The sequence below is a fragment of the Teichococcus rhizosphaerae genome, from assembly GCF_002631185.1.
Lineage (GTDB): Bacteria > Pseudomonadota > Alphaproteobacteria > Acetobacterales > Acetobacteraceae > Pseudoroseomonas > Pseudoroseomonas rhizosphaerae.
In genome coordinates this window covers 79,308-102,343 of sequence record NZ_PDNU01000010.1, presented here as the reverse complement: position 1 = coordinate 102,343, position 23,036 = coordinate 79,308, and the positions used below count along the sequence as shown (strand labels likewise).

The window sequence follows — 23,036 nt, the reverse complement described above, 5'->3', positions numbered from 1 at the left end:
ATATCTATGGGTGGGCTGCGTTCAGCGACTGCCGGTACTTCTCCGCGTCCCAGTCCAGCAGCTCCGCCTCCTGCGCGGGGCCGAGGACGGTGAGGGGCGCCGCGGGGTCGAGGCGCGGCAGCACCAGCCCGAGGCAGGCGGCCATCTCCTCCGCGCCCGCGCCGAGGTCCGCCCGCAGCAGCGCCCCGGCGCCGCCCACCAGCACCAGGGCGGGCGCGGAGAGGAGCGGGGGCGGCTGGCGCAGCCATTCCGCCGCCCGGTCCGGGGCAAGGGTGGGGATGGGGGCGGGGCCGAGGAAGACCACATGGTCCGGGTAGAGCGCGCCGCGCCCGGCCATGGCGAAGCTGGCGGCCTCGGTCGCCGCCGCATGGGCCTCGGCCAGCCGCGCCGGGCGGTAGCGGCCGCCCGAAAGGCCGGCCAGCCGCTCCAGCAGGGGCAGGTCGGCTGGCGGCGCGGGGCGGGCGGGGGTGGCGAGGCGGCGCTCCACCTCATCCAGCCGGGCCTCCGCCTCCTCCGTGCTGCCGCCGCCCACCACCAGGCCGTGGTTGCCGAGCACCAGGATGTCGGGCGCGGACGCCATGCGGGCCTGCACCGCGCGGGTCAGCGGCAGGCCGGGCTTGGCATAGGGGATCCAGGCCCAGCGCAGCCCGGCGAGGCGCCCGGCCACCAGCGCCTCCCCGTCGGCGCGCGGGGCGAAGGCCAGGGCGTTGACCGAATGCACGTGCAGCACCACCCGGTGCGGCAGCAGCGCGTGCAGCGTGGTCTCGATGGAGGGGCGCAGCGTGCCGGCGGGGTCCAGCAGCGCCGGCAGGGCGGGCTCGGCCTCGCCCGCTGCCATCCGGCGCAGCAGCCCGGGCAGGTCGAGCCCGACGAAGATGGGCTGCCGCTCCGCCGCCGAAAGCCAGGTGCCGGAGGCCTTCACCCACAGCTCCGCCTCGCCCCGCTTCAGCGAGGTGTTGCCGCCCGCCCCCTGCACCAGGTCACGGTTCATGCCCAGGCGCGCGGACAGGGCCGCCAGCGGCGCCAGCACTCCGGCGAGCGAGGAGGTCATCGGCCGGGGTCAGGCCTTGCCGGGGTTGGGCGTGGCGCGGAGCGGCACATAGTCCGGCTGCGGCGAAAGGCCCGCGCCGCGCGCGGCCGCGCCGCGGCGCCCGGCGATGGCGTCGCGCAGCAGGCGGCCGCGCTCGCGCCAGTCGAAGGCGTGCTGGGCGGCGGCGAAGGCGCGCTGCTGGCGGCGGTTGAGGTCCGCCACGTCGTCGATGCCGGCGATGACGCGCCGCATCAGCCCGTCCAGCTCCGGCTCCAGCAGCATCTCGGCGCGCACATCCTCCGGCAGGCCGCTGGCGCAGGCGGTCAGCGCCGCCACGGGCACGCGGTTGAACACGTATTCCAGCAGCTTCATCTTGAAGCCGCCGCCGATCGGCTCGGCCAGCACGGCCATGCGCGCGCCGGCGAGGTGCGGCGCCGGGTCGTCCACGAAGCCGGTGAAGCGCGCTGAGCTGTAGCGGCCCTCGAGCTGCTGGCGCAGCTCGTCCGGCATGTCGCCGACGACGCGGATCTCGATCCCCGCCTGGGACAGCACGGGGTCGGCATGGTCGAGGAAGATGCGGAGATTGGCCTGCTTGGCGGACCAGCGATAGGAGCCGAACAGCACCACCGCGCGCGGCGTCCCGGCCGTGATCTCGCGGCTTTCCACCCGCACCCCGTCATAGCCCGGCACCAGCGGCAGCATGGCGACGCCCGGCGCGTTGGCGGCGAAGAGGTCGGCGTCGTGCTGGGTGATGGTGGTGACGAGGTCGGAGCGGCGCGCGATCCAGCGCTCGAACCAGCGGGTCTTGAGGTAGTTCTGGCCGAGATAGAGGCGCTTGGCGGGGCTGGCCGTGGCGTCCTCCCACTGCATCCGGGTCACGCTCTCCTCGTGGTCGTGCGTGACGAAGACGAAGGCGGGGCGGCCGGCCTCGAACAGGTGGCGGTGCCGCAGCACCCAGCCCATGCCGTACTGGTCCACCACCACCACCTGCCACGGCCCCCTGGCCGCCAGATCGCGCAGCGCGGCGCGGTAGGCGGGGGTGTCGTGGCGCGCGGCGACCAGCGGCATCGGGCTGGCCAGCGCCGGCACGCGGCCGCGCGGGCCGCCCGGCACGGTGTGCCAGGCGATGCCGGGGATGGGCTGGACCGGCGCGTCGCCCGCGAAGCCCGCGAAGGTGATCTCCACCCCCGCCGAGGCCAGCGCGCCCGCCAGCTTGGCCGTGTAGATGCGGTCCCCGGCCGTCAGCGGGAAGGGCAGGCTGCGGGCGAGCCAGAGGCAACGGGTCATCAGGTCAGCTCCGGGACGGCCTGGGCGGCGGGAGCGGCGTCGCGCGCGGCGCAGGCCTTCAGGTGATCGGCCAGCCGCAGGGCGAGGGCGACGATCGTCAGGGTGGGGTTGGCGTGGCTGCTGGTGGGGAACACCGCGGCGCTGGCCACATAGAGGTTGGGCACGCCATGCACCGCGCAATCGGCGTCCACCACGCCCTCATGCGCCGAGGCGGCCATGCGCGCCGTGCCGATATGGTGGCCGCCCACGGGGGTGGAGGCGCGCACCTCGTCCTCGATGGTGGCGTCGTCGAATTCCAGCGTGGCGGTGCCGGAGCGGGCGAAGGCGTCGCGCGCCACGCGCATGCTGCGCACCAGGCTGTCGATGTCCTGGGGGTGCAGGCGCCAGTCCACCTGCAGGCGCGGCAGGCCGAAGGCATCCCGCTCGGCGGTCAGGGTGACGCGGCTGTCGGGGTTGGGCACCTGCTCGGCATTGACGTCGAGCGGGTAGCTGCCATCGCGCGAGCGGACCACCACGAAGGGCAGCTTGCGGCTGGCGAAGGTGCGCTTGCGCAGCCAGGCCTGGCCGAACTTCAGCACGCCGGGCGAATCCAGCACCACATTCGCCATGTGGCGCGCCCAGAAGGCGGCGTCGCGCTTCATCCGGCCGCGATTGGCGATCTCGATGGTGGCGAGCTTGCGCCGGTATTCCGGCAGGATGGCGTCCTTCACCAGATACATGGCGGACAGCACGCCGCTGCCATGCGCCGGGTCGGCGATCAGCGGGTAGTGCAGGCGGAAGATGGTGTTCAGCAGCCCCTCGCGGCGCTGCGCGGCGGCGGACAGGCCGAACTTGCGGCGGACATAGGTGCCGTCCTCCGTCACCTCGAAATCCAGCGCGACGGGGCGGCCGGCCGGGTTCAGGCGCAGCCGGCCGAGCGTGTTCTCGGCGTGGCACATGTAGAAGCGGCCGAGCGCGCCGCCCTCGTTGCCCAGGCCGCCGCGCCGCGAATCGTCGGAGGCCATCAGCAGGCGCGGCACCTCCAGCCCGCCCGTGGCCAGCACGTAGCGGCGCGCGCGCACGGTGAAGCCGCGGCCCGGGGCGCTGGCGCCCTCCAGCCGCTCCACCGGGCCGCCATCGGCGGCCAGCCGCACCGCATGGGCGTTCAGCAGGATACGCACCCGCGCCGCGGCGGCGAGGCGGGCGAAGGTGGACTTGCCGAAATCGGTCGGCCGGCTGAAGCGCTCCAGCCGGTCCGAGACGAGGTCGGGATCGCTGAAGCCCTCGATGGTGGGCGGCGCGCCGGGCGGCAGGGCGGTGCCGACGTCATAGGCATAGGCGCCGGCCTCGCAATGCTCCTGCGCCGCCGGGTAGTAGGAGGCCAGCTCCTCCCAGGGGAGGGGCCAGCCGCTTCCCTCCACCCAGTCCCGCCGCTCCAGGTCGATCGGGTCGAAGGGCACGCAGCGCCCGCCCCAGATGGCGGTCGCGCCGCCGAGCACGCGGCGGCGGTACATGTGCGGCGGCGAATGGCTGGAGCCGGGCGCCACGCTGCCCTGCAGGCCGTCCTGCGACTTCGGGTCGAACTTGCGTCCGCCGGCTTCCAGCAGCAGCACCGAAAGGCCCGAATCCTCCAGCGCGCTGGCCAGGGTGAGGCCGGCCGCGCCGCCGCCGACGATGCAGAGATCGGCCTCCAGCGCCGTGCCGGGGGGAAGGGAGAGCGCGTCGAGGATCACGCGGGAAGCTCCAGGGTCTGGCGCGCGTGGCGCAGCGCCTCGTCGAGATGCGCGGGCGAGGTGGTGCCGACCAGGGCGATGGCGTTGCGGTGGCCGAGCGCCTCGGCAATGGCCTGGGCCCGTGCCGCGGCGGAGGCGGCCTGGCCCGCGAAGATCTCGCGCAGCATCAGCCCCGCGCCCTGGGCCGCCGCGTGGTCCAGCGCCGGGTGCATGGCGCGGGCCACCGCCAGCGGCACCTGCAGCACGGCGGCGGAGGGCACGCGCAGCGCCGCCTCCACCGTTTCGGCGTCGTCGCAGGAGATGCCCCAGGCGCGCAGCTTGCCCGCCTTCACCTGCGCGTCCAGCATCGTGAAGGCGGCGCCTTCGCGCACCATGGCGGCGCTGGGGCTGTGCAGCAGGAAGAGGTCTATGCGGTCGGTCCGCAGGCGGCGCAGGCTGGCCTCGATGGAGGCGCGCAGGTGCTCCGGCGAGACGTCGCGCGGCAGGAGGCCGGCGCGGCGGCCGGCGATGGCCCGGCGCAGCGCCGGCACATGGCCGGCCAGGAAGCGCAGCGGCGCCTTGACCAGGCTGGCCGCGCGCTGCGCGGGCGTGAAGCGCTGCCCGGCCTTGGTGACGAGCACGACATCGTCGCGCCGGCCCCGCACCGCCTCGCCGATCAGGCGCTCGCTCTCGCCCTGGCCGTAGATGTTGGCGGTGTCGAGCAGGGTGACGCCGGAATCGAGGGCGTGGCGCAGCAGGCGCAGCGCGTCAGGCCCGGTGCAGCCGCCGAGGGTGGAGCCCAGCCGGCTGCACCCCAGGCCGACCGCGGAGGCGCGGAGCCCGCCACGATGGCCGAGGGAGATGAGGGGAAGTGTCATGCGGCATGCCGGCTGTTGAAGGTGGGGGCCCAGCTCGGGCGCTCATGTGCGGGCGCGGCGGCGGGCTGCTTCGGCCAGACGCAGAACACCAGGATCATGATCTGCAGCCTCGGATCGAGCAGCATGCCGCCGAAGGTGAAGTAGCCGATCAGCAGCGCCGTGCTGATCCAGCGCGAGGGCGGGTTGCTGAACAGGGAGATGAAGAAGAAGGGCCAGAAGATGGCCGAGCCCATCAGCCCGTACTCGAACAGCATCTTGGCCCAGGCCGGGTCGTGCGCCTCGTAGGAGACGAGCGGCGTGTGCTGGGCGTAGGAGCCAGGGCCGAGGCCGAACACGACGTCGCGCGCGGAGGAAAGCAGGAACTCCCCGATCAGCCAGGCGCCGGCGACGAAGCGGGCATTGGCGCTCGAATCCTCCGACTGGAACTCGTTGATGCGGTTCAGCAGCACCTCGATGTTCCACAGGCTGCCGAAGATCACCGCCACGCCCACGAAGGCCAGGCCGCCCACGATGGCGCCATAGGCGCGCAGGTGCAGCAGCAGCCAGGGCAGCAGGAGCAGCAGCAGGATCAGCCCCGTGCCGGAATAGGAGGTGGGCAGGGCGACGGCGAAGGCCAGCAGCCGCAGGGTCACGCCGTAGAAGAGCAGCTCCAGCACGATGGCGATGGCCAGGTACTGCGAGAAGGTGGAGGGCTCCAGCAGGAAGAAGCCGTTGCTCTTGTAATAGGGCGAATCCCAGGTGAGCGGGTTGGCGGTGTTGAAGTTGGGCAGCAGCAGGGATTCGGGGACGAGGCCGTGGAAGGTGAAGAGGTTCTCGCTGCCCACCACGAACTGCGCCACGAACTGCGCCACGCCGCACACCGCGCAGACCAGCACCATCTTCTGGAAGGCGCTGACGCAGCCGCGGAACACGCCGTCGGTGACGTTCAGCGCCAGCACGAAGGGCGCGTACATCACCAGCATCAGCACCATCGACGGCAGCGACGCGTTGCCCGCGTTCAGCGCCGTGCTGAGCGAGATGGCCGTGCCCAGGGCGAAGAACATCACCGTCCGCACGGGGTCCAGCGTGAAGGCGCCGCGGATGGCGAGCAGCGCCAGCACCCCCAGCGTCACCAGAAGGTTGATGGCCAGCCCATCCTCGCCGATGGGGATCGCGAAGCGCTGCAGGAAGATCGAGGCGAACAGCGCCGCGACGAGGCAGCGGCGCACCATCCGGGCATCCCCGGATTCCGCTGAAATCCGCAGGCCCGGCCGCAGGGGTGGCATCATGGGTGGATTTGCACCGTCAGGAGGGGAGAGATCACGCGAATGCGCGATGAACCGGGCGATCCGGGGCGTCTTACCGATTTTTTTGCGCTGCACAAAACACTATGCTGGGACCAGAAGGGCAAGGCCCGGCCGCTTCCCCCCGCGCGGCGGTCGCACACCGATGCGTTTCCGCGGGCGGCCGATCCGGAAAGGGCAGTCGGGACCAACAACATTCCGTTCTCCAGGCGTGAAGTGCCGGATTTCGCGGCGCGGCAAGCAAGGCGCCGGGCAGGTGGGCATCAGGCGGGCGGACATCACGAGCATGCGCCGGCGGGAGGCCGGGACAGGGCTCAAATTGACGTCACGCGATCTCTAGACAGACACATTATCAATCACCAGCCACTTTTGTGTGAGGCTAGGACGATTATTTGGACAGACCGTAAAGGTTGTGTTTACTAAACGCTGAACCCTGCGGGCCTCAGCATGGCGCCGGATCTTCCTGCGCTCCGCCGCTGCCCAGCCTTGGCAACTTCCGCGATTGTCCAGTGGCCTTATGAGGCAAACCCTATGCGCCTGACCGATCTCCTGAGCCTTTTGTGGCGACGCAAACTGACGCTGGCCCTCGCCGCCTTCGTCACGGCCGTGCTCGGCTTCGCCATCGCGAAGTCGCTGCCGGTCCGCTTTGCCAGCGAAGGTCTGCTGCTGGTCGAGAACCGCGAGCCACCCATCCCCGAGCTGAACCAGACGGTGGCGAACGCCCCCGCCGGCATGCAGCGGATCCGCACGGAGGCGGACATCCTCCGCTCGCGCCGGCTGGCCGAGGAAGTGGTCCGCACGCTGGGCCTCGACCAGCAGGAGAAGCCCGAGAGCGGCCTTTCCCGCGCGGTGGGCGAGGCGGCGGACTGGGCGCGGGGGCTGGTGGCCTCCGCCGGCCGCTGGTGGAGCGAGACGATCGACGGCCTGCCGCCCCTGCCGGCCGAGGCGGAGCAGCCGCTCGACCGCATGGCGCTGGCGATCGAGGAGATGCAGCGGCGGCTCGAGATCCGCACCGCCGACAACAGCAACGTGGTGCGCGTGCGCTACCTGTCGGACTCGCCCGACGAGGCGGCGCAGGTGGTGAACACCCTGATGGACCGCTACATCTCGCTCGAGGTGTCGGCCAAGCGGGACACCACCCTGCAGGCCAATGAGTGGCTGACCGAGCGGCTGAACGCGCTGCGCGAGGATGTCGAGCAGGCGGACCGCAAGATCCAGGCCTTCCGCCGCGAGAGCGGCCTGCTGGAAACCGCCCAGGGCTCGCTCGGCGCCCTGCAGCTGAACGAGCAGCAGGCCCGCGTGGCGGTGGCCCGCCAGGAGCTGGCCCGCGCCCAGGCGGCGCTCGACAGCGTGAACCGCTCCGGCGGCCGCGGCAGCGCCTCCACCGAGGCGCTCGCCTCGCCGGTGATCCAGAGCCTGCGCGACCGCGAGGCGGAGATCGTGCAGCGCGCCGCGACGCTTGGCCAGCGCCTTGGCCCGCGCCACCCCGACCGCCTGGCCGCCGAGGCCGAGCTGCGCGACCTGCAGCGCCAGATCGCCGGGGAGACGGGCCGCATCGTCGCCTCGCTGCGGCGCGAGGTGGATGCCGCGCGCGACCGGCTCCAGGACGCGCAGGCCGCGCTGAACACCACCACCACCGCCGCCCGCAGCGGCGCGCAGGCGGAGGTGATCCTGGCGCAGCTGACGCGCGAGGCGGATGCCAAGCGGCAGGTCTACCAGGCCTTCCTGACCCGCACGGAGCAGACGCGCCTGGCATCCGCCCAGTTCCCGGCCGCCCGCGTCATCTCGCCCGCCGCCGTGCCCTTCCGCCCGAACGGCCCGCCGGCCTCGGTCGTCGCGGTGTTCAGTGGCTTCATCGGCCTCTTCCTGGCCGGCGGCCTGCTGGTGCTGCGCCGGATGACGCATGGCACGATCAACTCGGTGCAGGACCTGGTGACGCTGACCGGCATCCAGAACGCCGGCAGCCTGCCCGCCCTGGGCAGCGGCCGGCGCCGTCGGATGCCGGGGCTGGTGATGGAGCAGGGCCAGTCCGGCATCGCCGAGACGCTGCGCGCCCTGCGCCTGACCATGCAGTCCGTGGCCGGCGGCGGCCCCGCCAACACGGTGCTGGTCACCTCGCCCGGCATCGGCGACGGCAAGAGCACGGTGGCCGCCTCCATGGCCCGCCTTTCCGCCGCCGACGGGCTGCGGGTGCTGCTGCTGGAGACGGACATGCGCCGGCCGCAGATGTCCACCATCTTCGGCGCGCCCTGGCCGGGCCGCAGCATCGAGGCGGTGCTGAACGGCGAGACGCGCTTCGAGGACGCGGTGCAGGTGGATGAGCGCTCGGGGCTGCACACGCTGCTCTCCGACCGCTCCTCGCCCAACCCGCAGGCGCTGATCGAATCCCGCCAGTTCGCCGAGCTGATCAGCCGGGCGCGGCGCGAATATCACCTGGTGATCATGGACAGCCCGCCGGTGATGCGGGTGGCGGACGCGGTGGTGCTGTCGCAGCACGCGGACTCCGTGCTGTTCGCGGTCGGCTGGGAGCGGGCGCCGCGGACCATGGTCCTGGAGGCCATCCGCCGCCTGCCGCGCTCCATGCGGGCGCGCATGGCCACGGTGCTGACCCGGGTGCGGCCGGGCCGGCTGGACCCGCTGGGCTACTACGCGGGCTATGCCCGGAGCACGACGCCGGACCTCAAGCGCCTGCCCGCGCCGGGCGCCTGATCCGGCCCCTCTGTTCCGCGGCGACGCCGCCGGCTCCCAGCCGGCGGCGGCTTTTTTCAGGGCGCGCCACCAGTCCGCCTCAATATTTTCGCATTATTTATGAAACTGAGCGCGGGCGCAGGAATTTGCTTCCGTCTCCTCAAGGCTCCATACTGATGCTGCATCGCACCACAAAGATGCTGATCGCCGAAAAGGCGAGTTTGCGGCAGATGCGCAAGAGGAAGACCGGTGGATCAAAAGACACAACTGATGGTTGCGGTGTTCCTGAAGTGCAACTCATGAGATTTACTGGCTGTAAACACAGACAGTTGAAAAGCCCGCCGCTCGGTTTTTCAAAAACATTCTATCTTAACCAACCAATTTGTGTATTTTTAGACAATCAAAGACGGATAATTTCCCGGCCAGATGTAATCGGAGTTGCCCCATGACCCATGCAAATTGGCCAAATAATATCCAGCTCGACAAGTCTTCCCCCCTGGACGCTTCCGTGTACGGGATCGCGAAGGGCAAGAACAATTCCTGGCATCATGCTGCCAAGCGGTCGCTGGATATTTTGGCTTCTGGCATGGCCCTGGTGGTGCTGGCACCTCTCTTCCTGATCGTCATGGCCATCGTGGCGGCCGATGGCGGGCCGGCCATCTTCGGCCATGCGCGCATCGGGCGCGGCGGCCGGAGCTTCCGCTGCCTGAAGTTCCGCAGCATGATGCCCAACGCCGCCGAGGTGCTGGCGCAGCTCCTGCAGAACGACCCCGAGGCGGCGCGCCTCTGGGCCACCACCCGCAAGCTGCCGCGCGACCCCCGCGTCACCCGCATCGGCCGCTTCCTGCGCGCCACCAGCCTCGACGAGCTGCCGCAGCTCATCAACGTGCTGCGCGGCGAGATGAGCCTGGTGGGCCCCCGCCCCGTGGTGCAGGAGGAGCTGGACCAGCATTACGGCGTGGCCGCGTCCAGCTACCTGATGGTGCGCCCCGGCATCACCGGCCTGTGGCAGATCAGCGGCCGCAGCGACACCAGCTATGGCGAGCGCGTCTCGCTGGATTGCCGCTATGTCCGCGAGTTCTCCTTCTGGGGCGACCTGAAGATCCTGGTGAAGACGGTTCCGGCCGTGCTGCTCAGCCGCGGCGCCTATTGAGGTCCGGACGGCCGCACCGGAAGGGCAAGGCTTCGGAGATGGCTTCGCGACAGGGCGAAGCCATTTTTCGTTGAGGCGCCCCGCCCATCCGGTGGGCGGCTGCCCAGGACGGTCATTCCCTTTTGCGCAGACAAGGTCCGACGACGAACATGATGGCTCGCAACGTCCTGGCCAACCTGGTTGGCATGGCGGTTTCCATCGCGGTGCAGGCCGGGCTGGCCTTCGGCGGCTACCGCCTCGCCGGCGCCGAGCAGTACGGGCTGATCGGCTTCTTCACCGTGATGATGACGGCGGCCGCCATCTTCGACGCGGGCCTCGGCCAGACCGCGACGCGCGCCGTGGCGCGCCAGCAGGTGGAGGACGCCGCCGGCACCGGCTCGCTGGTGTTCAGCTTCCTGCTGATCTACCTGGCGCTCGCCCTGGCGCTCATCCTCGCCGTCTGGGCGGGCTCGGGGCTGCTCGCCACGCACTGGCTGAAGCCGCAGAACATCGAGACCTCCTATGTGGCCTCCAGCCTCGTGCTGATGGGGGTGGCCATCGGCATCCAGCGGCTGCGCGGCGTGTTCCAGGCCACGCTGGAGGGGCTGGAGCGGCAGGTCACCTGCAACCTGCTGCTCGCCTCCACCGGCATGCTGCGCCTGGTGCTGGGCCTCGGCGCGCTGGCGGTCGAGCCCAGCGCGCACGCCTTCTTCTGGAGCCAGATCGCGGCCAGCGTCGTCGAGACGGGCAGCTTCGCGCTGGCGGTGGGGCGGGTGGTGCCGGGCGCGTTCCGGCCGCGCCGGCCGGAGATGGCCACCATCGGCCAGACCATGGCCTTCGCCGGCACCAACATGGCCTCCGCCGCCACGGGCACCTTCGTGCAGATCGCGGACTCCCTTGTTGTCAGCGCCATGCTGCCGCTTTCCGTCTTCGGCACCTATTCGCTCGTCTCCACCATGTGCTCGGCCATGGTGCGGCTGACCACGCCGCTGATCACCGCCGCCTTTCCGCGCATGTCGGCCCATGTGCGCGGCGAGCGCGTCCAGGAGCTGCGCGTGCTGTTCTTCACCGCCTCGCAGGCCACCTTCGTGCTGATGCTGACGGCGGCGGGCGCGCTGGTGTTCTTCGGCGGCGCCTTCATCGAGCTGGTCAGCGGCCGGCCGGACGCGGCGCGCGACTTCGCGCCCGTGCTGGCGGCGCTGGCCGTGGCCTATGCGCTGAGCGGCCTTTGCCGCCCTTCCCACGCCCTGCAGATGGCCGAGGGCGACCCGGCCACGGCGCTCAAGTCCAACCTCGTCACCGGCGCGCTCTACCTGCCGGCCATCCTGCTGCTGACGCCGCGCTACGGCGTCATCCTGCCGGCGCTGTGCCTGATCGGCGCCAATGGCCTGGCCTTCGCCATCTTCACCGCAACGGCCTTCCGCAACCGCCTGAAGGGGCTGGCGGGGAGGTGGCTGCGCGGCAGCGTGCTGCCGCAGCTCCTGGCGGTGGCCGCCGCCTATGCGCTGGTGCGGGCGGTGACGCCGGAAAGCCTGCCGCTGCTGACCCGGCTCGCCGTCGCGGTCGGCGCCTCGGGGCTGGCGCTCGCCGCGGCCGTGCTGGCGAGCGACCACCTGCGGGCGCACCTGCCCGGGCTGCGCCGCCCGGACGGGGCGCGGGCCGGCGCCTGAGGGGGCGGGCGGCGGCGGCCCTCAGCCGGGCCGCTTCAGCCCGCCGAGCGCCGCGCCCAGCTCCCGCGCCGCCTCCTGCAGCACCGGCAGCAGCTTGCGCACCACCTTCTCCTGGTCGATCGCGTCGCGCAGATACATCAGGTTGAGCGCGGCGATGGCCACGCCGCCTTCCAGCACCGGCACGCCGATGGCGCTGGCCAGCCCGCCATAGTCCCGGGCCGAATAGGCATCGTCCATCCCGGCATAGCCATCGGCGCGGATGCGCGCGAGCCGCGCGGCCAGCGCCTCGGGCTGCCGGGCGAGGTCGTTCCAGGGCTCCGGCAGGCGGGCGCTGCGCTCCAGCGCCTGGCGCCGGTCCTCCTCGCTGCAATGCGCCAGGAAGGCGAGGCCCAGCGAGGTCGCCAGGATCGGCGCCCGGAAGCCCGGGCGGCGCTCGAACAGGAAGCGCCCGCCCTCGCCGCGGCTGGTGTGCACCACCACCATGGCGTCGCCGTCGAACACGCCGATGTCGGACGGCCAGCCGATGCCGCGCCGCAGCCGCGTCATCACCGGCGTGGCGGCCAAGCCCACCTCGCGCTGCAGCTCATAGCCGGCGCTCAGCTCCAGCGTCCGGCCGGTGGGCATGTAACGCGGCTGGCTCGGCTGGCGCGCCACGAAGCCGGCATGGATCAGCGTTTCCAGCATCCGCACCACGGTGGGCTGGTTCAGCCCCGTGGCCTCGTGGATCTCGCGCACCGTGGCGCTGCGCAGGTGGTTCACCGCCCGCAGCACCTCCAGCCCGCGCAGCACGGCGGTGACAGGCTCGTAGGAAGGCATGGCCCGGCCGTCTCTCCCTGCAAATTCCGGAGGGCGCGAATTCCTGGTTCACGGCCCGTGTGGAGCATGCCATACTCCCAATGAAACGTCATTTCAAACAATGAAACAACGCGAGCGGCCGCTTGAGCAGGCCGCCGGAGCCCAGGGAGGAGAAGGCCGCATGCGCCACCCCGCGCCCGCGCAATGCCCCGCGACGGAGGAAAGCCACGCCCGGCCCGGCCCGCTGGCCGGGCTGAAGGTGCTGGACCTTTCCCGCGTGCTGGCCGCGCCCTGGGCCACGCAGATCCTGGGCGATCTGGGTGCCGAGGTGCTGAAGGTGGAGCAGCCCGGCGGCGGCGACGACACCCGCCGCTGGGGCCCGCCCTTCCTGGAGGACGGCTCCGAGCGGCCGGACGCCGCCTACTACCTCTGCGCCAACCGCAACAAGCAGTCCCTCGCCATCGACTTCGCGCGGCCCGAGGGCGCCGCGCTGGTGCGCCGCCTCGCGGAGCAGGCCGACGTGCTGGTCGAGAACTTCCGCACCGGCGGGCTGGAGAAGTACGGGCTGGACAAGGCCACGCTCTGCGCCGCCAATCCCCGGCTGGTCTATTGCTCCATCACCGGCTTCGGCCACACCGGCCCCTATGCCGCGCGCGGCGGCTACGACTTCCTGATCCAGGGCATGAGCGGGCTGATGAGCATCACCGGCCGCCCGGACGGGGTGGAGGGCGCCGGCCCGATGAAGGTCGGGCTGCCGGTGAGCGACCTCTTCACCGGCCTCTACGCCACCATCTCCATCCTCGCCGCGCTGCGCGAGCGCGACCGGAGCGGCCAGGGCCAGCACATCGACTGCGCGCTGCTGGACAGCCAGCTCGCCCTGCTGGTGAACCAGGGGATGAACTACCTGGTGGGCGGCGTGGTCCCGCGGCGCCTCGGCAACGACCACCCCAACGTGGTGCCCTACCGGGACTTCGCCGCGGCGGACGACTACATCATCGTCGCCTGCGGCAATGACGGGCAGTTCCGCGCCCTGTGCCGGATGCTCGGGCTGCACGAGATGGCCGAGGACCCGCGCTTCGCCACCAATTCCGGCCGCGCCCAGGAGCGCCGCGCGGTGGAGCTGGCGCTGGCCCGCGCCATCGCGCCCTGGAAGGCGGCCGACCTGCTGGCGGCCATGGCCGAGGCGGGCGTGCCCGGCGGCCCGATCAACACCATCGACCAGGTGCTGGCCGACCCGCAGGTGGCGGCGCGCGGCCTGCTGCAATCGATGCGCCGCGCCGACGGCACGCCGCTCACCGTGATCGGCTATCCCGGCCGGTTCTCCCGCACGCCGGCCAGCTACCGGCAGGCGCCGCCCTGGCTGGGCCAGGACACGGAGGCCGTGCTGGCGGAGACGCTGGGGCTGGCGACGGAGGAGATCGCGCGGCTGGCGGCGGCGGGGGTGGTGCAATGCGCGGCGCCCCGCGCCGCCCGCCAGGATGCGGAGCTGCCGGCATGACCCGTTCCAACGCCCTCGGCCGCCGCGCCCTGCTCGCCGCCACGGCGCTGCCGGTGCTGCTGGCGGGCGCCGCCGCCCGCGCGCAATCCTGGCCGCAGCGCCCCATCCGCCTGATCATCCCCTTTCCGCCCGGCGGCCCGACCGACATCGTCGCCCGCGTGCTGGCCGAGCGCATGGGGCGGGAGCTGGGCCAGCCGGTGGTGGCGGAGAACCGCCCCGGCGCCAACGGCAACATCGGCAACGACGCCGTGGCCAAGGCGGAGCCGGACGGCCACACCGTGCTCTACAACACCTCCTCCATCGCCCTCAGCCCGGCGCTCTACACCCGGCTGCCCTATGACGCGCTGCGCGACCTGCGCCCGGTGGCGCTGACCGCCACCATCCCGCTGGTGCTGGCGGTGAACGCCGAGCTGCCGGTGCGCGACGTCGCCGGCTTCGTGGCCCACCTGAAGGCGCGGCCCGGCCAGCTCACCTATGGCTCGGCGGGCAACGGCAACGTCACCCATCTCGGCGCCTTCCTGCTGCTGCGCGACCAGGGGCTGGAGGCGGTCCACTCGCCCTATCGCGGCAGCGCGCCGGCGCTGCTCGACGCCGCCGCCGGCCGCGTGCAGTTCCTCACCGACACGGTGAACTCCGCCCTGCCGCTGATCCGCGACGGCCGGCTGCGGGCGCTCGCCGTCACCAGCCCGCGCCGCATCGCGCCGCTGCCCGAGGTGCCCACCGTGGCGGAGGCGCTGATCCCGGGCTTCGAGGTCGGCGCCTGGCAGGGGATGATGGTGCCGGCGCGCACGCCGGACGCCGTGGTCGCGCGGCTGAACGCCGCCGTCATGGCGGCGCTTGCGGATGCCGATGTGCGCGCGCGCCTGGCCGAGCAGGGCACCGAGCCGCTGGGCGGCACGCCGGAAGCCTATGGCGACTACCTGCGCGCCGAGACCGCGCGCTGGGCCAGGGTCATCGCCGACAGCGGCGTGCGGCTGGACTGAGCGGAGGAGACCGAGAACACATGCTGACCGCCCTGCCGCTTTCCACCATTCCCGCCGCCGACGAGGCGCTGCGCCCGGCCATCCGCGCCTTCCTGGCCGAGCACGTGCCGGGGATCCCGCCCGAGATCCGCGCCCGCTCCTGGATGGGGTTCGATGCCGGCTTCAGCCGCGCGCTCGCCGCGAAGGGCTGGCTCGGCCTCACCTTCCCCAAGGAGTATGGCGGCGCCGGGCTCGGCCCCTTCGCCCGCTACGTGCTGGTGGAGGAGCTGCTCGCCGCCGGCGCCCCCGTCTCGGCCCACTGGATCGCCGACCGGCAGAGCGGGCCGCTGATCCTGCGCTTCGGCACCGAGGCGCAGCGGCGCTTCCACCTGCCGCGCATCTGCCGCGGCGAGAGCTTCTTCTGCATCGGCATGAGCGAGCCGGACACGGGCTCGGACCTCGCCAGCGTCTCCACCCGCGCGGTGCGCGAGGAGGGCGGCTGGCGGCTGAACGGCGCCAAGATCTGGACCACCAACGCGCACCACTCGCACTACATGATCGCGCTGGTGCGCAGCTCCGGCACCGCGCAGGACCGGCACAAGGGGCTGTCGCAGTTCATCATCGACCTGTCGCTCCCCGGCGTGACGATCAGCCCGATCCGCGACCTGGCGGGGGACGCGCATTTCTCCGAGGTGGTGTTCCGCGACGTGCTGCTGCCGGAGGACGCGCTGATCGGCGAGGAGGGCGGGGGCTGGGCGCAGGTGAACGCCGAGCTGGCCTTCGAGCGCAGCGGGCCGGAGCGCGTGCTGTCCTCTGTGGTGCTGCTCGACGCGTGGATCGGCTGGCTGCGCGCCGAGGGCGCGGCGGACGCGCAGTCCACCGCGCTGCTGGGCCGGCTGCTCGGCCACCTCGCCGTGCTGCGCGCCATGTCGGTGGCCGTGACGGACCGGCTGGTGCGGGGCGAGAGCCCGGTGGTGGAGGCGGCGCTGGTGAAGGATCTCGGCACCGAGTTCGAGCAGGCCATCCCGGCCCTGCTGGAGGACCGGCTGGGCGCCGACCCGGCGCGCGAGCCGCCCGCCGCGCTGCTGCGCACCCTGGCCTATACCAGCGCCATGGCGCCTTCCTATTCGCTGCGCGGCGGCACGCGGGAAATCCTGCGCGGCATGATCGCGCGCGGCATGGGGCTACGGTGAGAGGAGGGGGCTGATGGACGCCGTTGTGACCGACGACCTGCTGGCGCAATCCGCCGCCGAACTCTTCGCCCGCCACGCCACGCCCGCCGCGGTGCGCGCCATCCTCGGCGGCGGCCCGGCCGGCGTGCTCTGGTCGGCGGTGGAGGAGGCGGGCTTCGCCGACGCGCTGGTGCCGGAGGAGGCGGGCGGCGCCGGGCTCGGCCCCGCCGACGCGCTGCCCGTGCTGCTGGCCGCCGGCCGCGCCGCCGCGCCGCTGCCGCTCGGCGGGACCATGCTGGCCCGCGCCGCGCTGGCCCGCGCCGGCATGGCCGTGCCCTCCGGCGCCATCGCCCTGGCCGAGGCGCTGCCGGGGGAGGCGCTGCGCGGCCGGGTCGCGGCCCATGGCGCCGCCGAATGGGTGCTGCTGCCGCGGCCGGGCGGGGCGCGCCTGCTGCCGGTGGCCGAAGCGGAGCGGGACGACGCCTCGCCCTATGGCACGGTGCTGCGCTGGGCCTCGGCCGGCAACGCGCCCACCCTGCCGGAGGCCGACTGGATGGCCGCCGGCGCCTGGGCCACGCTCGCTGCCATGGCCGGCGCGATGGAGCGCATCCTGGAGGAGACGGTGCGCTACGCCACCGAGCGCCGCCAGTTCGGCCGCGCCATCGCCGCCTTCCAGGCGGTGCAGCAGCAGATCAGCGTGATGACGGAGGACGTGTTCGCCGCCCGCATCGCGGCGCAGCTCGCATCCCTGCCGGGGGAGGGCGGGACGGGTGTTGCGGGGCTCGACACCGCGCGCATCGCCGCCGCCAAGGCACGTATCGGCGAGGCGGCCTCGCGCGTCGCCGGCATCGCGCACGCGGTGCATGGCGCCATGGGCATCACCGCCGAGGTGGACCTGCATCTCTGGACCGGGCTGCTGCACCGGGGCAGGCTGCGCTTCGGAGCCGAGAGCCACTGGAATGCCTGGCTGGGCGCCGAGTTCCTGCGCGGCGCGGAGGCCCAGTCCCTGGCCTTCGTGCGCGCGCGGCTCGCCCCCCCGCTTGCAGAAAACCGGCCGGCTGAGGAGACGACGCCTTGAACGACTTCCTGACCATCGCCCGCGATGGCCCCATCGTCACCCTGACGATGAACATGCCCGAGAAGCGCAACGCGCTGTCCATCGAGGGCGGCAGCACGGAGGCCTTCACCGAGGCCTGCGCCTGGATCGCCGCCGAGCGGGACGTGCGCGCGGTGATCCTGACCGGCGCCGGCAGCGCCTTCTCCGCGGGCGGCGACCTCAAGGCGATGCGCGACCGCTACGGCATGCCGCCCGCCGAGATCCGCGACAGCTACCGCCGCGGCATCCAGAAGATCCCGCTGGCGCTCTACGAGCTCGAGGTTCCCACCATCGCCGCGGTGAACGGCCCGGCGATCGGCGCGGGGCTCGACCTCGCCTGCATGTGCGACATCCGCATCGGCGCGGAAAGCTCCTCCTATGCCGAGAGCTTCGTCAGCGTCGGCATCGTGCCGGGCGATGGCGGGGCCTGGCTGCTGCCGCGCGCGGTGGGCCAGTCCAAGGCCGCCGAGATGGCCTTCACCGGCGACCGGCTGGACGCCAGGGCCGCGCTGGCCTGCGGGCTGATCTCCCGCGTGGTGCCGGACGATCAGCTCATCGAGGAGGCGCGCTCGCTCGCGGCCCGCATCGCCCGCAACCCGCCGCAGGTGCTGCGCCTGACCAAGCGCCTGCTGCGCGAGGGGCAGCACATGAGCCTTGGCTCGCTGCTGGAGCTGTCCGCCGCCTACCAGGCGCTGGCGCACAGCACGCAGGACCACCACGAGGCGCTGCAATCCTGGTTCGAGAAGCGGCCGGCCGTGTTCCAGGGCCGCTGAGCGTGGAGCGCGCCATGCCCTCCGCCGCCGCTGAGGCGCTGCCGCGCCGCGTGGCGCTGGAAGGCTGCACCAACCTGCGCGACCTCGGCGGCTACCGCGCCGCCGATGGCCGGCGGGTGCGCTTCGGGCTGGTGTTCCGCGCGGCCGCGCTCGGCGCGCTGACGGATGCGGATCTGGTGACGCTGGGCCGGCTCGGCCTGCGCACCGTCTGCGACCTGCGCGGCGAGAAGGAGCGCGAGCGCGCCCCCTCCCGCCTGCCGGAGCCGGCGCCGGAGGTGGTCTCGCTGCCGATCGAGCCCACCGTCGGCGCCGCGCTGCGCGACATCCTGGAGCGCGCCGAGGCCACGGGCGAGGACGTGGTGTCGCTGCTCGGGCAGGCCTACCAGGCCTATGCCACCAGCAAGCTGCCGCAATACCGCGCGCTGCTCGGCCTGCTGTCCCGGCCGGAGCGGCTGCCGCTGGTGTTCCACTGCTCGGCCGGCAAGGACCGCACCGGCTTCGGCGCCGCGCTGCTGCTGACCGCGCTCGGCGTGCCGCGTGCGGTCGTCATCGAGGACTACCTGGCCACCAACCGCTTCTGGGAAGGCCGCGCGGCGCTGCCGCCCGGAACGCCGCCCGCCGTTTCCGAGGCGCTGAAGCGCGCCCATGCCCCGCTGCTGGAAGCGGCGCTGGACACGGCGCTGCGGGGCCATGCCGACGCGGAGGCCTTCATGGAGGCCGCGCTGGGGCTGGACGCGGCGCGGCTCGCCGCGCTGCGCGACGCCCTGCTGGAATAGCGGCGGGGAACCGCCGGACCGATCGCAGCCAGCGCCCGCCGCCTGAATGAGCGGACGCGGCAGGAGGAGGGAAGACAATGGAGAGACGTAGCATTCTGCGAGCGGCCACCGCCCTGGCCGCCACGGGCGCCGCCGCCGGCCTCGGCGCCCGGCCCGGCCCGGCGCGGGCGGCGGCCTTTCCGGCGCGGCCGGTGACCATCGTGGTCCCGTTCCCGCCCGGCGGCGCGACCGACGTCGCGGCGCGCACCATGGCGGACCGGATGGCGCCCATCCTGGGGCAGCCGGTGATCGTCGAGAACAAGCCTGGCGCGCAAACCATCCTCGGCGCCGAGGCGGTGGCCCGCGCGGCGCCGGACGGGCACACGCTGCTGATGTCCTCCGGCACCACGCTGACGCTGAACCCGCTGCTGCCGGACAAGCTGCCCTACAAGCCCGAGGACTTCTCGCCGGTCGTGCTGGTCTCCAAGCTGCCCTTCGCGGTCGCGGTGAAGAGCGGGCTGCCCAAGACCATCCCCGAATTCGTCGAGCTGGTGAAGAAGCAGCCGGGCCGGCTGAACTACGGCTCCAACGGCCCGACCAGCTTCAACAACATCGCCGCCATCGTCGCCTTCGAGGGGATGGGCATCCGCCTCACCGAGGTGACCTACCGGGGCGACGCGCAGCAGCTCACCGACCTGCTGGCCGGCACGCTGGACGCCATCGTGGTGGGCGGCAGCTCCGGCCTCGCCGCGCACCGCTCGGGCCGCGCCCACATCATCGGCTGGACCGGCGAGCAGCGGCTGGCCGTGACGCCCGACATCCCGAACTTCTCCGAGTTCGGGCCGAACATGGTGGCGCAGACCTGGTTCGGCCTGCTCGCGCCCGCGCACACGCCGCCCGAGGCGGTGGTGGCGCTGAACGCCGCCGCGCTCAAGGCGATGGAGGCGCCCGAGCTGCGCGACCGGCTGCTGTCCGAGGGCCAGTACGTCGCCGGCGGCTCGCCCGAGGACTTCGCCACCTTCCTGAGAACCGAGATGGAGCGCTGGCGGCCGCTGGTGCAGCGCCTCGCCGCCACGGCGCCCCGCTAGAGCCTGCCCGCCAGAGCCTGGACAACATGCCCGACACCCACATCCCCGCCTCCCGCCCGCTCTACCGCGCCGCCGAGCTGCGCCGGCTGCTCTCCCCCGGGAGCATCGCCGTGGTCGGCGCCTCGGCCCGCCAGGGCTCCTTCGGCGAGCGCACGGTGCACCACCTGTCGGGCTTCGCCGGCCGGCTGCACCTGGTGAACGCGCGCTACGACCGGCTGGGCGAGCGGCCCTGCCACCCCAGCCTCTCGGCGCTGCCGGAGGTGCCGGACCTGGTGGTGGCCGCGACGCCGATGGAGGCGGCGGAGGCGGTGCTGGAGGAGTGCGTGGCGCTCGGCGCCGGCGCGCTGGTGCTCTACGCGGCCGGCTTCGCCGAAACGGCGCGGCCGGAGCGCGTGGCGCTGCAGGCGCGGCTGGTGGCGCGGGCGCGGGAGGGCGGGGTGCGGCTGGTCGGGCCCAACTGCCTCGGGCTGGTGGACTATGCCAGCGGCGCCGGCGCCAGCTTCATGACGGTGCCGAGGCCCTGGCGGCCGCTGTCCGGGCCTGCCATCGGCATCGTCAGCCAGTCGGGCAACCTCGGCTTCGCGCTGGCCCAGTCCACCGAGGCGGGGGCGGCCATCGGCCGCATCCTCACCTGCGGCAATTCGGCCGATGTCGATGTCGCCGACTACGTGGCGGCGCTGGCGGAGGACCCGGCCTGCTCGGCCATCTCCCTGCTGTTCGAGGGCATGTCCGACCCGCGCCGGCTGCTGGAGGCGGCCGAGCTGGCCTGGGCCAGCGACAAGCCGCTGGTGGTGCACAAGCTGGCCACGGGCGCGAGCGGCGCGGAGGCGGCGCTGTCCCACACCGGCTCGCTGGCGGGCTCGGACGCCGCCTACCGCGCCGCCTTCGCGCGCTGCGGCGCGGTGATGGCCGAGCAGTATGAGGGGCTGCTGGAGCTGGCGAGCTTCCTGGCCAAGGCGCCGGCGCCCAGGGCCGCGGGGGTGGCGGTGGTGTCCACCTCCGGCGGCTCGGCCATCATGGCGGCGGACCGGGCGGAGGCGCGCGGCATCGCCATGCCGCAGCCGGGCGCCGAGGCGCGCGCCGTGCTGGAGGCGCGCATCCCGGAGTTCGGCTCCGCCCGCAACCCCTGCGACGTGACGGCGCAGGTGCTGACCGACCCGGAATCGCTGCGCGCCTGCGCCGGCGCGCTGCTGGCCGATCCCGCCTTCGGCACGCTGATCCTGCCCAATGGCTATGCCTACGACACCGCGACGCCCCGCTTCGCCATGCTGGACGCGCTGGCGGCCGAGCATGGCAAGCCCGCCTGCGTGGTCTGGACCAGCCAGTACCTGGAAGGCCCCGGCGCGCGGGAAGCGGAGGCGCTGCCGCATGTGGCGCTGTTCCGCTCCATGGACCGCTGCATGGCGGCGATCGGCGCCTGGCAGGCGCGGGCGGCGCTGCGGCAGGCGGGCAGGCCGGAGCGGCGCCGCGCCGCGCCCGCCGGCGCCGCCGAGGCCGTGGCGGCGCTGCTGGACCGTGCGCGCGGCGCCGTGCTGACCGAGCGCGAGAGCAAGGCGGTGCTCGCCGCCTATGGCATCCCCGTGGTGGCCGAGACGCTGGTGAACGACGCCGAGGCCGCCGTCGCCGCCGCCGGGGCGGCCGGCTATCCGGTGGTGCTGAAGGTCGAATCCCCCGACCTGCCGCACAAGACCGAGGCCGGCGTGATCCGCCTCGGCCTGCGCGACGCGGAGGCCGTGCGCGCGGCCTATGCGGCGGTGACGGAGAACGCCGCCCGCGCCGCGCCGCGGGCCCGCATCAACGGCGTGCTGGTGCAGCCCATGGTGCCCGCCGGCATCGAGATGGTGGTGGGCGCGACGCGCGACCCGCTCTTCGGCCCCACCGTGCTGGTGGGACTGGGCGGCATCCTGGTGGAGCTGCTGCGCGACAGCGCCGTGGCGCTCGCCCCCGTGGGCCACGCGGAGGCGCGGGCGATGCTGGGGCGGCTGAAGGGCGCGAAGCTGCTGGAGGGCTTCCGCAACCTGCCGGCGGTGGATCTCGATACGCTGGCCGGGATCGTGCAGCGCGTCTCGGAGCTGGCGGCGGACCATGCCGGGCGCATCGCCGAGATCGACGTCAACCCGGTGATCTGCAACGGCACGCGCCAGCTCGCGGTGGACGCGCTTATCGCGCTGCGCCCCCCGGCGGCGCAGCCGGGTGACCGGCCGGCGGCGTAGCCGCGTGCGTCAGCAGCACCAGCTTGCCGGTGGCCTGCCGCGCGGCGAGCGCCTCCAGCGCGGCCGCGGCCTGCTCCAGCGGGTAGGTGGCGGAAACATGCGGCGCGAGCCGCCCTTCCGCCACCCAGGCGAACAGCTCGGCCAGCAGGGCGCGGTTGGCCTCCGGCTCGCGCCGCGCGAACTCGCCGTAGAACACGCCGACAATGGCGCAGCCCTTCAGCAGCGCGAGGTTGAAGGGCAGGCGCGGGATCTCGCCGGCGGCGAAGCCCACCACCAGGTAGCGGCCGCGCCAGGCCATGGAGCGCAGCGCCGGCTCGGCCTGCGCGCCGCCCACGGGGTCGAACACCACGTCCACGCCGCGGCCGCCGGTGAGGCGCTTCAGCGCGTCGCGCCACCCTTCGGCGGTGTAGTCGATGGCGGCCTCGGCGCCCTGCTCCAGGCAGGCGCGGCGCTTCTCCTCGGTGGAGGCGGCGGCGATGACGCGGGCGCCGAGCAGCCGGCCGATCTGGATGGCCGCCATGCCGGTGCCGCCGGCGGCACCCAGCACCAGCAGCGTCTCGCCCGCGCGCAGCGCCCCGCGGTCGCGCAGCGCGTGCAGCACCGTGCCATAGGCGAGGCAGACCGAGGCCGCCGCCTCCGGCGCCACGCCCTCCGGCACCGGCACGATGCGCGCCGCCTCGATGGCCACCGCCTCGGCGAAGCCGCCCCAGGTGATCAGCGCCGCCGCGCGGCTGCCGACAGGCGGGCCGGACACGCCCTCGCCCAGCGCCGCCACGGTGCCGAACACCTCGCCGCCGGGCGCGAAGGGCAGGGGCGGCTTCTGCTGGTAGCGCCCCTCGACCAGCAGCAGGTCGGGGAAGTTCACGCCGCAGGCATCGACGCGCAGCAGCACCTCGCCGGGGCCGGGCGCGGGCTCCGGCAGTTCCCCCGCGCGCAGGCCGGAAGGCGGGCCGTAGGCGTGGCAGAGCATGGCTTTCATCGGCGGCGTCCTCCCGGGATATCTTGCCGCCCAGCCTGGACACGCG

At 73.3% G+C, this 23,036-nt stretch carries 19 protein-coding genes; 12 read left to right on the top strand and 7 right to left on the bottom strand.

The window, feature by feature from the left end; translation table 11 throughout:
• Positions 1 to 4 precede the first annotated feature (4 nt).
• Genes CR162_RS08195 through CR162_RS08175 form a run of 5 tightly spaced genes read right to left on the bottom strand, consistent with a single transcriptional unit; the run spans position 5 to position 6,097 of the window.
• A complete protein-coding gene (locus CR162_RS08195) occupies positions 5 to 1,051 on the bottom strand; it encodes a class II aldolase/adducin family protein (RefSeq protein WP_099095054.1) in 1,047 nt (348 codons plus the stop codon).
• A gap of 9 nt (positions 1,052 to 1,060) precedes the next feature.
• Positions 1,061 to 2,317: a glycosyltransferase gene (locus CR162_RS08190; protein ID WP_099095053.1), complete on the bottom strand. Its 1,257-nt coding sequence runs from the start codon at positions 2,315 to 2,317 to the stop codon at positions 1,061 to 1,063.
• Complete coding sequence (locus CR162_RS08185; protein WP_099095052.1) at positions 2,317 to 4,029, bottom strand: FAD-dependent oxidoreductase; 1,713 nt, start codon at positions 4,027 to 4,029, stop codon at positions 2,317 to 2,319. The genes CR162_RS08190 and CR162_RS08185 overlap by 1 nt, the downstream gene beginning before the upstream one ends.
• A complete protein-coding gene (locus CR162_RS08180; protein WP_099095051.1) occupies positions 4,026 to 4,886 on the bottom strand; it encodes an aldo/keto reductase in 861 nt (286 codons plus the stop codon). Before CR162_RS08180 ends, CR162_RS08185 begins: the two co-directional genes overlap by 4 nt.
• Positions 4,883 to 6,097: a hypothetical protein gene (locus CR162_RS08175; RefSeq protein WP_099095050.1), complete on the bottom strand. Its 1,215-nt coding sequence runs from the start codon at positions 6,095 to 6,097 to the stop codon at positions 4,883 to 4,885. The genes CR162_RS08180 and CR162_RS08175 overlap by 4 nt, the downstream gene beginning before the upstream one ends.
• Before the next feature lie 603 nt (positions 6,098 to 6,700).
• Here CR162_RS08175 and CR162_RS08170 point away from each other — a divergent pair.
• The 4 genes from CR162_RS08170 to CR162_RS08160 all read left to right on the top strand — a co-directional run bounded on the left by CR162_RS08170 (position 6,701) and on the right by CR162_RS08160 (position 11,659).
• Positions 6,701 to 8,878, top strand: a complete 2,178-nt coding sequence (locus tag CR162_RS08170) for a GumC family protein (RefSeq protein ID WP_176559770.1) — start codon at positions 6,701 to 6,703, stop codon at positions 8,876 to 8,878.
• 155 nt (positions 8,879 to 9,033) lie between these two features.
• Positions 9,034 to 9,306 (top strand): hypothetical protein, encoded by a 273-nt coding sequence (locus CR162_RS21985; RefSeq protein WP_141563108.1) that lies wholly within the window; start codon positions 9,034 to 9,036, stop codon positions 9,304 to 9,306.
• Positions 9,303 to 10,010 carry a sugar transferase gene (locus CR162_RS08165; RefSeq protein WP_099095048.1) on the top strand — a complete coding sequence of 236 codons (708 nt, stop codon included), beginning with the start codon at positions 9,303 to 9,305 and terminating at the stop codon, positions 10,008 to 10,010. The genes CR162_RS21985 and CR162_RS08165 overlap by 4 nt, the downstream gene beginning before the upstream one ends.
• Positions 10,011 to 10,162: 152 nt before the next feature.
• On the top strand, positions 10,163 to 11,659 hold the full coding sequence (locus tag CR162_RS08160) for a lipopolysaccharide biosynthesis protein (protein ID WP_176559769.1): 1,497 nt from the start codon (positions 10,163 to 10,165) through the stop codon (positions 11,657 to 11,659).
• 21 nt (positions 11,660 to 11,680) lie between these two features.
• Here the strand turns inward: CR162_RS08160 and CR162_RS08155 are convergent, their stop codons facing one another.
• Positions 11,681 to 12,475 (bottom strand): IclR family transcriptional regulator domain-containing protein, encoded by a 795-nt coding sequence (locus tag CR162_RS08155; protein WP_099095046.1) that lies wholly within the window; start codon positions 12,473 to 12,475, stop codon positions 11,681 to 11,683.
• 160 nt (positions 12,476 to 12,635) lie between these two features.
• Between CR162_RS08155 and CR162_RS08150 the strand changes: the two genes are divergently transcribed.
• The 8 genes from CR162_RS08150 (at position 12,636) to CR162_RS08115 (ending at position 22,011) form a co-directional block, all read left to right on the top strand.
• Positions 12,636 to 13,952, top strand: a complete 1,317-nt coding sequence (locus CR162_RS08150) for a CaiB/BaiF CoA transferase family protein (RefSeq protein WP_099095045.1) — start codon at positions 12,636 to 12,638, stop codon at positions 13,950 to 13,952.
• Positions 13,949 to 14,935, top strand: a complete 987-nt coding sequence (locus CR162_RS08145; protein ID WP_099095044.1) for a Bug family tripartite tricarboxylate transporter substrate binding protein — start codon at positions 13,949 to 13,951, stop codon at positions 14,933 to 14,935. Before CR162_RS08150 ends, CR162_RS08145 begins: the two co-directional genes overlap by 4 nt.
• 20 nt (positions 14,936 to 14,955) lie before the next feature.
• The gene (locus CR162_RS08140; protein WP_176559768.1) at positions 14,956 to 16,107 is read left to right on the top strand and encodes an acyl-CoA dehydrogenase family protein; all 1,152 of its coding nucleotides are present in this window, start codon (positions 14,956 to 14,958) and stop codon (positions 16,105 to 16,107) included.
• A gap of 13 nt (positions 16,108 to 16,120) precedes the next feature.
• The gene (locus CR162_RS08135; RefSeq protein ID WP_099095043.1) at positions 16,121 to 17,164 is read left to right on the top strand and encodes an acyl-CoA dehydrogenase family protein; all 1,044 of its coding nucleotides are present in this window, start codon (positions 16,121 to 16,123) and stop codon (positions 17,162 to 17,164) included.
• The gene (locus tag CR162_RS08130) at positions 17,161 to 17,955 is read left to right on the top strand and encodes a crotonase/enoyl-CoA hydratase family protein (protein WP_099095042.1); all 795 of its coding nucleotides are present in this window, start codon (positions 17,161 to 17,163) and stop codon (positions 17,953 to 17,955) included. The genes CR162_RS08135 and CR162_RS08130 overlap by 4 nt, the downstream gene beginning before the upstream one ends.
• Before the next feature lie 14 nt (positions 17,956 to 17,969).
• Positions 17,970 to 18,731, top strand: a complete 762-nt coding sequence (locus CR162_RS08125) for a tyrosine-protein phosphatase (protein ID WP_141563107.1) — start codon at positions 17,970 to 17,972, stop codon at positions 18,729 to 18,731.
• Positions 18,732 to 18,808: 77 nt separating this feature from the next.
• Positions 18,809 to 19,798, top strand: coding sequence for a tripartite tricarboxylate transporter substrate binding protein (locus CR162_RS08120; protein WP_099095040.1), 990 nt, complete (start codon positions 18,809 to 18,811; stop codon positions 19,796 to 19,798).
• Between the two features lie 26 nt (positions 19,799 to 19,824).
• Positions 19,825 to 22,011 (top strand): acetate--CoA ligase family protein, encoded by a 2,187-nt coding sequence (locus CR162_RS08115; RefSeq protein WP_099095039.1) that lies wholly within the window; start codon positions 19,825 to 19,827, stop codon positions 22,009 to 22,011.
• Here the strand turns inward: CR162_RS08115 and CR162_RS08110 are convergent.
• Complete coding sequence (locus CR162_RS08110; protein ID WP_099095038.1) at positions 21,959 to 22,990, bottom strand: NADPH:quinone oxidoreductase family protein; 1,032 nt, start codon at positions 22,988 to 22,990, stop codon at positions 21,959 to 21,961. The two genes, CR162_RS08115 and CR162_RS08110, sit on opposite strands and share 53 nt — an antisense overlap.
• Between the last annotated feature and the right edge of the window lie 46 nt (positions 22,991 to 23,036).